The 10,176-nt window shown below is 75.9% G+C and carries 7 protein-coding genes; 5 read left to right on the plus strand and 2 right to left on the minus strand.

From position 1 onward, the window contains the following. Positions 1-80: 80 nt before the first annotated feature. Together ACYVM4_RS06755 and ACYVM4_RS06760 are read right to left on the minus strand one after the other, a co-directional pair. Complete coding sequence (locus tag ACYVM4_RS06755; protein ID WP_368819869.1) at positions 81-1,838, minus strand: MDR family MFS transporter; 1,758 nt, start codon at positions 1,836-1,838, stop codon at positions 81-83. Continuing rightward, a complete protein-coding gene (locus ACYVM4_RS06760; protein WP_460668031.1) occupies positions 1,835-2,416 on the minus strand; it encodes a MarR family winged helix-turn-helix transcriptional regulator in 582 nt (193 codons plus the stop codon). Before ACYVM4_RS06760 ends, ACYVM4_RS06755 begins: the two co-directional genes overlap by 4 nt. Before the next feature lie 326 nt (positions 2,417-2,742). On the opposite strand from ACYVM4_RS06760, the gene ACYVM4_RS06765 reads away from it, so the two are divergent. From ACYVM4_RS06765 to ACYVM4_RS06785, 5 genes are all read left to right on the plus strand, one after another. Next, a complete protein-coding gene (locus ACYVM4_RS06765) occupies positions 2,743-3,402 on the plus strand; it encodes an MBL fold metallo-hydrolase (protein ID WP_368819871.1) in 660 nt (219 codons plus the stop codon). After that, positions 3,396-4,382, plus strand: coding sequence for a bile acid:sodium symporter family protein (locus tag ACYVM4_RS06770; RefSeq protein WP_460668039.1), 987 nt, complete (start codon positions 3,396-3,398; stop codon positions 4,380-4,382). Before ACYVM4_RS06765 ends, ACYVM4_RS06770 begins: the two co-directional genes overlap by 7 nt. Before the next feature lie 53 nt (positions 4,383-4,435). Further along, on the plus strand, positions 4,436-6,631 hold the full coding sequence (locus ACYVM4_RS06775; RefSeq protein WP_460668032.1) for a glycosyltransferase: 2,196 nt from the start codon (positions 4,436-4,438) through the stop codon (positions 6,629-6,631). Then, complete coding sequence (locus tag ACYVM4_RS06780) at positions 6,628-7,926, plus strand: glycosyltransferase (RefSeq protein WP_460668033.1); 1,299 nt, start codon at positions 6,628-6,630, stop codon at positions 7,924-7,926. Before ACYVM4_RS06775 ends, ACYVM4_RS06780 begins: the two co-directional genes overlap by 4 nt. Then, positions 7,916-10,176: DUF3376 domain-containing protein (locus ACYVM4_RS06785; protein ID WP_460668034.1), on the plus strand; the 2,261-nt coding region annotated here is incomplete at its 3' end. The genes ACYVM4_RS06780 and ACYVM4_RS06785, both read left to right, overlap by 11 nt.

Genomic DNA, 10,176 nt, shown 5'->3' on the forward strand with positions numbered 1-10,176 from the left:
GGTGGACGTGGGGATCGGCTCAGACACGCCCTCCACTCTAGTACCGGGCTCGGACATCGAGGCCGGGTCCGTGGGCGGGTTCACACCCGGTCCACGGGGCCGGTGGAGGTGTCCTCGCGGACGAGCTCGCGGGCCGCTCTCCCGGTGGAGGAGCCCTCCGGCGCGGGGGTGGCGGCGTCCGCGTGCGGAGCGGCCTTCCCGGAGGCCGGGCCGGCCGCGGCCTGCTGCCGCCGGCGGACCTCGCGGGCGTCGACGGTGCGGGTGACGACCTTGAGCCGGCCGGTGGCGGGGTCCACCTCGACGATGTCCACGGTGCGGCGCAGCGGGACCTCCTTGATGAGGAGCACCGCGAGCAGGGTCACCAGGGACGCGACGGCGGCGACCAGGAAGACGAGTCCGGTGCCCGTGCCGTAGGCCTCGCGCACCACGCCCTCGACGGAGGCGGGCAGCGACTCCAGGTCCATGGTGGAGGAGTCCACGGCGGCGGGGTCCCCGCCCCGGGCCCGGGTGCTCTCGGCGAGCTGCCGGGCGAGGTGGGAGCTCATGAGGGCGCCGAACACGGCGACCGCCACGGCGCCGCCCATGGTGCGGAAGAACGCGACCGAGGAGGACGCCGCGCCCATGTCCTTGAGCCCCACGGTGTTCTGCACCGCCAGGACCAGGTTCTGGTTCAGCGCGCCGATGCCGAGGCCCACGAGGAAGATGAAGACGCTCACGGCCCACAGCGGGGTGTCGTGCGTGAGCGTCGCGGCGAGGAACAGGCCCGTGGACATCAGCACGGCGGCGACCACCAGGATGATCTTCCACCGCCCGTAGCGGGTGATCAGCTGCCCGGCGACCGTGGCGCCCACGAGGGAGCCGAACACCTGCGGGAGCATGAGCATCCCGGCCATGGTGGGGCTGAAGCCCTGACCCAGCTGGAAGTACTGGCCCAGGTAGGTGGTCGAGGCGAACATGGCCCCGCCGGTGGCGATGGCCGCGAGGATGGCCAGCGCGGTGGTGCGCTCGGTGACCACCCGGATGGGCAGGACGGGCTCGGCGGCGCGCTGCTCCACGAGCACGAACAGCACGGTGCCCACGAGCGCGGCGGCGACGAGGGCCGCCGAGGTCGGCGAGACCCACTCGAACATCCCCGGCTGGCCGGCTAGGGACACCCACAGCAGCAGCGCGGAGGCCGAGACGATCAGCAGCGCGATGCCGAGCCAGTCGATGCTGACCTTCCGGGGCGCCTGCGGCGGGATGCGCAGGGTGCGGTGCACGAGCACGGCCGCCAGGACCGCCAGCGGAGCGGGGATGAGGAACACCCAGCGCCAGCCGAAGAGGTCCACGATCAGCCCGCCGAGCAGCGGGCCGGCAGAGGTGGCCACGGCCATGACCGCACCCATGTAGCCGGCGTAGCGGCCGCGCTCGCGGGGCGGGATGATCGTGCCCATGATGGTCATGGCCAGGGCCATGATGCCGCCCATGGCCACGCCCTGGACCACGCGGGCCAGGATGAGGAACTCGATGGTCGGCGCCAGCCCGGCCATGGCCGAGCCGAGGACGAAGATCACGATGGACAGCTGCAGCAGCTTCTTCTTGTCGAAGAGGTCGGCGAGCTTGCCCCACACGGGCGTGGTGGCGGCGTTGGCGAGCAGGGTGCCGGTGACCGTCCAGGACAGCGACGTCTGGTCCCCGCCGAGGTCGGCCATGATCACGGGCAGGGCCGTGCCGATGATCGTGAGGGTGACCATCGCCATGAAGAACACCGAGAGGATCCCCGTGAGGGCCCGCATGACCTCCTTGTGGGAGGCGCCGGTCCCCCCACCCGGTGCGGCGGTCGGTTGCTGTGACGTCATGGTGCGGTCTGCTCCTCGTGCTCTCGGTCTGCGTGGCCCTGGTCTGTGTGCTCCGGGCCGGTGTGCTCCCCGTCGGCGCCGCCCTCCCCGGCGCGGCCCGGTTGCCGCGGGCCCCGACAGGACGTGGTGCGCTCCACGCCGAGGGAGCTCAGGAAGACGGTGGTGATCTCGTTGATGGCCCCACGGCTGGTGCGGGCCTGGTCCTCGTCCCAGCCCTCGAGCCGCGCGGCGAGACGCTGGGCGTCCTGCTCCAGCACGGCCCGGACCTGTTCCCGGCCCCGCTCGGTGATGGCGACGAGCGCGGCGCGCCCGTCGTCGGGGTCGGGGGTGCGCTCCACGTGTCCGTCTTCGTCGAGGACGGCCAGCTGGCGGCTCAGCCCGGAGGGACCGAGCCCGGTCTCGGAGGCCATCACGGTGGCCCGGCGGGGCCCGTTGCTGTCGAGGTAGTAGAGCAGGGCGATCGCCGTGGGGTTGAGCCGGCGCGGGCCGGCGTCGGTCTTGGTCACGCGCTTCATGACGCGCTGCAGCTCCAGCAGGTCGCGCACCAGCTCCACGGCGGTGTCGTGGGAGACGGGCAACAGGGGCTCCTCCGGGATCGGGAATAGGCTGGACAACGACGAAGGGGCACCCGGTCGGCACTCCCCGCTCCTCGCGGGGTCCTGCGTCGACGACGACGCGGGCGTGGTGCCACCGATTGCCCAGATGATTTGTTGCCTCACGCAACTTTATCGGCGTGGGCTGAAGAAACCAAGCCCGGAGCCCGTGCCGTCGGACACACCGCTCGGATCCTCCGAGCCGGCGGCAGCACTCGTGGTGGGCCCGGGGGACGCCGCTCGCCCATGGTCCGGGCCGCCGGTGTGCCGGCGATTGGCGAGTGCCGTGACTCGGGAGTACCTTCGTCCTCATGATCGCAACGAAGACGGAGGTCACCGACCTCACCGAGGTCACGATTCGCCGGATCTCCGTGAGCGAGATGGACAACAACGTCTACCTCCTCACCTCCAAGGACGAGGGCACGCAGGTGCTCATCGACGCGGCCGACGACGCCCGGGCCATCGCCGGCCTCGTGGGCGCCGGCAACGGCGACTGCTCGCAGACCTACGGCAATCTCCAGCTCATCATCACCACGCACTCGCACTGGGACCACGTCCGCGCCCTCGAGGAGGTCAAGTCCCGCTCCGAGGCCATGACGGCCTGCGGCGCCGACGACGAGCCCGACATCGCCGTTTCCATGGACCTGACCTTCGAGGACGGCGACACCGCCGAGTTCGACGGCTTCGACCTCGAGGTCATCGGCCTGCGCGGGCACACCCCCGGTTCGATCGCCCTGGTCTACCGCGACCCGCAGGGACCGGCGCACATCTTCTCCGGCGACTCCCTCTTCCCCGGCGGCGTGGGCAAGACCAACAGCCCCGAGGACTTCCGGCAGCTGATCGACGACGTCACCGAGCGCGTCTTCGACCGCTTCGACGACGACACCGTGGTCCACCCCGGCCACGGCCGGCCCACCACGCTGGGGGCGGAGCGTCCGCACCTCGACGCGTGGCGGGCCCGCGGGTGGTGAGCACCGGCCCCACCACCGCGACCGAGACCGCGGCCCCCGACCGCGGCGCCTACACCGCCGTCCTGCTCTTCCCCGTGCTCGTCCTCGTGGGCGGTCTCGTGGGGTTCCTGGCCCCCGGCGCCGTGAGCGGTCTGTCCGGGTGGATCAACCCGCTGCTCGGGGTGGTCATGTTCGGCATGGGCCTGACCCTGCGCCCCGTGGACTTCGCGCTCGTCGCGAAGCGGCCCCTGCCGGTGCTGCTCGGCGTCACGGCCCAGTACGTGATCATGCCCCTCGTGGCGCTGCTCGTGGTGTTCCTGCTCCGGCTGCCGCCGGAGCTCGCCGCGGGCGTGATCCTGGTGGGCTGCGCTCCCGGCGGCACGGCCTCCAACGTGGTCACCTACCTCGCCCGCGGTGACGTGGCCCTGTCGGTCGCCATGACCTCGATCTCCACCCTGCTCGCGCCGCTGCTCACTCCCCTGCTGACCCTGTGGCTGGCCGGGCAGTACCTGCCGGTGGACGGCGGGGCCATGGCGTGGTCGATCACCAAGATCGTGCTCCTGCCCGTCGTCGCGGGCCTGGCCGTGCGCCTGCTCGTGCCCCGCCTGGTCCAGCGCGCCCTGCCCGTCCTGCCGTGGGTGTCGGTCGCGGCGATCGCCCTGATCGTGGCCATCGTCGTCTCGGGCAGCGCCGACCGGATCGTCGAGGCGGGCCTGCTCGTGCTCGCGGCCGTGGCCCTGCACAACGTCCTCGGCCTGGCCCTGGGCCACCTCGTGGGTGCGGTGACGCGGCAGCCGATCGTCGTGCGCCGCACCACCGCCGTGGAGGTGGGCATGCAGAACTCCGGGCTGGCCGCCGGGCTCGCCGCCCAGTACATGAACCCGCTGGCGGCCCTGCCGGCCGCGGTCTTCTCGGTCTGGCACAACCTCTCGGGCGCCGTGTTCGCCCTGCTCTGCCGCCGCGCCGACGCCCGGGCCGCACGCCGGCTCCCAGGAGCCTGAGAATCCCCGGGACCCGCTGTGCGCGGGATCGGGCCTCGGCTACCGTGAGCCCCATGATCTTCGCCGCGCCCCGCGCCCCGACCACGAGCGCAGGGCGCACGGGTGCGGCGACGCACCAGGCACTCGAGGCCGTCCGGCGCGCCCCCTCGATCCTCGACGGCATCCGCCGCACGGAACGACTGGTCCGGGCGGCCCGGGAAGATCCCGCCGGGGCCCTCCCCGTGCTCGCGGAGGAGATCCGCCGGCGCGACGACCAGGTCGCGGCGATCGCCGCCGTCCACGCCCTCGCCTCCGTGCCCGGGCCCCGCGCGGACACGCTCCTCACCGCGCTCCTCGGCGCCGACGAGCCGTGGCTGCGCGAGCACACCGCGTGGGCCCTCGCCGACCGCGACCCCCTCCCCCGCGCCGCAGCCTCCCTCGCCGACCTCGTCGCCGGCGGCGGCTTCCCCGGCATGCTGGCACAGCGCACCCTGCAGGCCTGGGCCCCGGCCGCGCCGGACGCGGTCGGCGCCGCCCTGGAGCACGCCCTCGCCGGCGCTGTCGCTCCCGGGCCCCGCGCCCGGATCGCCGAGACCCTCGGCCTCGTCCCCGGGAGCGGGCCCGCCGCGCACCTCCGCGCCCTGGCCGGCCGGTCCGACGAGCACCAGGACGTCCGTGGAGCCGCCCTCGAGGCCCTCGTGGACCGGTCGCAGGCCGGCGCCGAGACCGTGGCCGGCCTGGCGGACCTCGCCCGGGCGTGCGCCCGCGCGACCGGGCCGCTGGCCGCCGTGGCTCGGCTCGCCCTGACCGAGCTCCACGACGCCGCCGATCCCGCCCCGGCGACCGGCCGGGGCGGGCTCACCGTCGTGCAGCCGTTCCTGCACGCGGAGATCGACCGGGACCTCACCTTCTCCGGGCGGGGGGACAACGGCGGGATCGCCACGCTGCTCGCCCAGCTGGGCGACGCCCTGATCGCCCGGCACGCCGCCGGCGGCGTCGCGCGCGTGCTCACGGTGTCCCGCGGCACGCACGACGAGGCACGGCAGGCGCTGACGCGGCCGGCGGGGCCGGGGCACGCCTTCGGCGTCGTTTCCTTCGCCGGTCCCCCGCTGCACATGGCGGACGCCTGGCCCCGGCGGGTCGCCGCGGAGCGGGGACTGCGGCGCGTGCTGCGCCGGTCCGGCCCCGTGGACGTCCTGCACCTGCGCATGGCGGACGTCGGCTCGATGGCCGCCGGGGCGGTGGCCGCGGAGCTCGGCATCCCGTGGGTGCTCACGATGGCCCCGGATCCGCACGCGCTCGTCGCCGCCCGGGAGGCCGCCGGCACCCTGGACCGCGCCGGCTTCGGCGCCGCCGACTCCGTGGAGCACCTGTGGTTCCGCGTGCGCCTGCTCGCCGACCTCGCGGCGGGGGCCGAGCACGTGGTGCTCTTCCCCCGGCCGGACCTGGCCCGGGACGCCCGCGCGCTGCTCGATGTCGACCCGGACGAGCCGGGGCGGTGCACGGTCGTGCCGGAGGGCATCGACCTGGGCGCCGTGGACCGTGCCGCCGAGCAGGTGCGGACCGGCGCCGGCCCGCAGCTCGACGAGCTCGATACCGTCCTGGCGGCCCTGCCCGCCGCGCGGCGCGGGCTGCCGCTCGTGGTCACGGTGGGCCGCCTGCACCGGGTGAAGGGCACGGCCGCGCTCGTCGAGGCGTGGGCGCGGGACGCCGCGCTGCGCGCCCGCTGCAACCTCCTCGTCGTGGGCGGGGACCTCGCGTCCCCCTCCGCCGACGAGCGCGAGCAGCTCACCCGCATCGACGCCGCCCTCCCCCGGGACGAGGCCGCGTCCGCCGGCCTGCTGCTCGCCGGCCACCGGCCCCACGCCACGGTGGTCGCCTGGCTCGCCGCCGTGCGACAGGGCCGGCCGGGCCTGTCCTCCCCCGCGGGCGTCTACGTCTGTGCGAGCCTCAAGGAGGAGTTCGGGGTGGCGCTCGTCGAGGCCCTGGCCAGCGGTCTGCCGGTCGTGGCGCCCGGTGCCGGCGGGCCGGCCACCTTCGTGGAGGACGGCGTCACCGGCGTCCTCGTCGACACCCGTGACCCCGCCGCGCTGTCCCGGGCCGTGGCCCGCGCCCTCGACCTGGCGGCGCGCCCCGACGCGGAGCGCGGGGCCGAGTCGGCCCGTGCCATGGTCCGCGAACGCTTCAGCATCGAGGTCATGGCGAGCACCCTCACCTCCGTCTACGACGACGCCGTGGCGCACGCGGCCGACAGGAGCCCCACCCCGTGACCCTGCTCGTGATCAGCCCCGACTACGCGTCCCACCTGTTCCCCCTCGCGACCCTGGCCACCGCGTGGCGGGACGCCGGGGAGCGGGTGGTCGTGGCCACCGGCCCCGCGACGGCGGCCATCGCCCGGGGCTTCGGCTTCGAGGTCGAGATCCTGCCGCTGGGCCGCGGCTCCAACCCCGGGGTCATCCGGGCGGAGGAGCAGCCGCCCGGGGAGGACGACGCGCTGCGCGGCTTCTTCGCCGCCACCCGCCGCGGCCCCGCCGAGACCCTGGCCTTCCAGGCGCGGGCCCGGCGCGACGACCTGCTCTGGGACCCGCTGGGCACGGCCCGGCGCGTCCAGGACGTGGTGGACCGCGTCCGGCCGGACCAGGTGGTCGTGGACCACCTGGCCTTCGCGGCGCGCCTGGCGCTGACGGGTGCCGGGATCCGGCACGCCGACGTGGTGCTGGGCCACCCCTCGGCGCTGACGGTGGCCGACGAGGTCTACGGGCACCCGCCCGCATGGCCCGGCCGGCTGCGCCCGTCCCCGGCCGAGCTCGAGGCGCTGCACCGGCTGTGCTCCTCCGTGCGGGACGAGTTCACCGAGCAGTGGAACGACGCCCTGCAGCAGATCGCCCCGGGGTCCCCGGCGAGCGCCGACGCCTTCGCGGAGACCGGCGACGACCTCCTGCTCAACTATCCGGGCGAGCTCCACGACGAGCACCGGACCCGGGCGCTGCCCGAGCACACGTTCCTCGGCTCCGCCGTCCGGGAGGAGGCCGAGGACCCGGAGGTGGCCGCGTGGCTGGCCGGCTCGGACCGCCCGGTCGTGTACATCAGCCTGGGCAGCTTCCTGTCCGTGCGCGGGGACGTGCTCTCCCGGGTCGCCGAGGCCCTCCGGGGCCTCGACGTGCGGGTCGCCCTCGCGGCCGGGTCGACCCGGCCCTCCGACCTGGGTCCGGTCCCGGGGTCCTGGCTCGTGCGGGGCACCCTGCCGCAGGTCACCCTGCTGCGCCGGGCGGCCGTCGCGGTCTCCCACGGCGGGAACAACAGCGTGACCGAGGCGCTCACCGCCGGGGTGCCCCTGCTCCTGCTGCCGATGTCCACGGACCAGTTCGCCGGGGCGGCGGCCCTCGAGACGGCGGGGCTCGGGACGGTGCACGATCCCAACGCCCTGACGACCGCCGAGGTGCGGGACGCCGTGGCCGAGCTGCTCGACGAGGACCACGAACGGCGGGGGGCCCTCGAGGACCTCCGGCACGACCTGACCCGCCGGCCCGGGCCGGGCCGGGCGTTCGCGGCCCTTGTCGGATGAGCCCCCGGCCCTGCCGCTGACGGTCCTGCCGCCGTCCCGGCGGCTCGCCGAGGCGGCGGCCGGGCAGGCGCCGGCGTTCGGCCGCACGCTCCGGCTCGCCCTCGCCATGCGCGGCGGCGTGAGCCTCGCCGTGTGGATCGGCGGCGCGGTGGCGGAGCTGGACCTCCTGCGCCGGATCCGGCTCCACCGGGACCGCGGCGGGGCGCTCCACGCCTATCTCCTGCACCCCTCGACGATCCCTGATCCCCGGCTCGAGGAGCGCGCGGTGGTGTACGCGCGGCTGCTCGCGGACGCCGGCTACGACCGTGTGGAGCTCGACCTCCTCGCCGGGGCCAGCGCCGGCGGGCTCAACGGCGTGGTGCACGCGGTCGCCCAGCGGGCGGGCTCGGACCTGAATGCCCTCGGCCGGATCTGGGCGGAGCACGGCGCCCTCGGCCGGCTGCTGCGCCCGCTCGGCCGGCACCCCGTGGACTCCCTGCTGCGCGGCGACGACTACCTGTGGCCGCAGCTGCTCCAGGCGCTCCTGGCGCTCCGGGGCAGTGCGGAGCACCACCCGGACCTGGAGGCGGAGCACGTCTCGGTCGAGCTCTCCGCCACGGTCCTGGACAGCGACCCCTCCCCCTACAGCGCGTCGGCGGAGGGGCGGGGCGACTTCCACTTCTCGTCCCCGGAGCCCGGCTCCCCCGCCCCGTCCCTGGACAACGGCATCCCGGGCCGGGACAGCGCCCCCGCGGAGGCCTTGGCAGCGCTGTCCCGGCTGGCCTACGCCGCCCGGGCGACGGCCTCCTTCCCCGGGGCCTTCGAGCCGGCCTCGGTGTGGGCCGCCCCGACCCCGGGCCCGCTGGGCGCTCCGGGCCCGGCGGCCGGGCGCCCGGACCTGAGCCACGCGTTCGGCGCGCACCGCGACGCCGCCGAGCTGCCCTACCACGCGGTCGACGGCGGCGTGTTCGACAACATCCCCATCGACCGGGCCCTCGAGGTCGCTCGCACGCGGACGTCCCTGCGGCACGCCGACCGGGGCCTGCTGTACCTCGACCCGGACCCGCCCCACCGCGAGCGCCGGGTGCCCTTCGAGCGCGACCTCCCTCGCCTCGTGGGCACGCTCGCCGCCACGCTGGCCCGGCTGCCCCGGCGGGAGTCGGACGACGACGAGGTGCTGGCCCTGTCCGACTACCTGGACGCCCAGCTCGTGGCCCGCGGTCGCCTGCACCCCCTCGCGGCCCTGATCGGGTGCTGGGACGAGGCGTCGCTCGTGGAGCGCCGCCGGGCCTATCTGCGCTACCGGGCCCGGACCGACGCCGACCTGCTGTCCCGCCTCCTGACCCGCCCCGCGGAGTGGCAGCTCACCTCGACCCTGGCCCGGCGCGACGCCCTGCGGGCCCGGCCGCCCCGTGCGCTCGAGCCGTTGCGGACGGAGCTGCTCCGGCGCTACGACGCACTCTCCCAGGGCCCGCTCGACGACCCCTCCGCCGCGGCGGTGCTGCGGGGAGCGCAGGCGCTGTTCGACGCGGCGTCCTGCGCGCTGTCCTGGGTGCGCGTCCTGGAGGAGCTGGGCCTGGACGGGCTGACCGGTTCCGCCGGGGGCTTCGACACGGCCCACGCCCGCGAGCGCGCCTACCGGGTGCTGGCGGTCGCCCGCCACGAGCGCGACCGACGGTTCCACGCCGTGCTGGCCGCCGGCGCCGACCCGGCGGCGGAGCTCACGGGTGTCGTCGACCCCTGGCTGGGCGCGGCCGGCGCGGAGCACCCGCCGACGGCTGCCTCCTGGGCCGAGCTGGACGCGGTCGTGGACGGGCTGCGGCGCCTGCACGCCGCGGTGGACGGGCACCTGGACCCCGACGTCCCCGGCGGGTCGGCGCGGCGGGCGGCCTGGGAGGCGTCCCCCTGGTCGAGGATCCCGGCCGGGGACACGGCGCCGGCCGCAGTGGACCTGCCTCCGCTCCTGGCCGCGGCCGGGATCCCCGCCGCGGTGTCCCGGGTGTCCTACGGCGAGATCCGCGGGGACCAGGCCCCCGCGGCCGCGGGCACGTTCCCCGCCCTCCGGACGTCGCTCACCCGTCACCGTCTCCAGGAGGCCCTCGACGCCCCGGGGGCGGGGGCCGCGGAGCTCGCACGGCTGCTCACGGACGGCGAGGGGCGGGTGCCGGCGAGCGCCAAGCTGGCCGGGGCCGGTCTGCTGAACTTCCGGGGGTTCCTGGCCGGGGACTGGCGGGCCAACGACTGGTGGTGGGGGCGCCTCGACGCGGCGGG

This window comes from Kocuria himachalensis, from assembly GCF_054784195.1.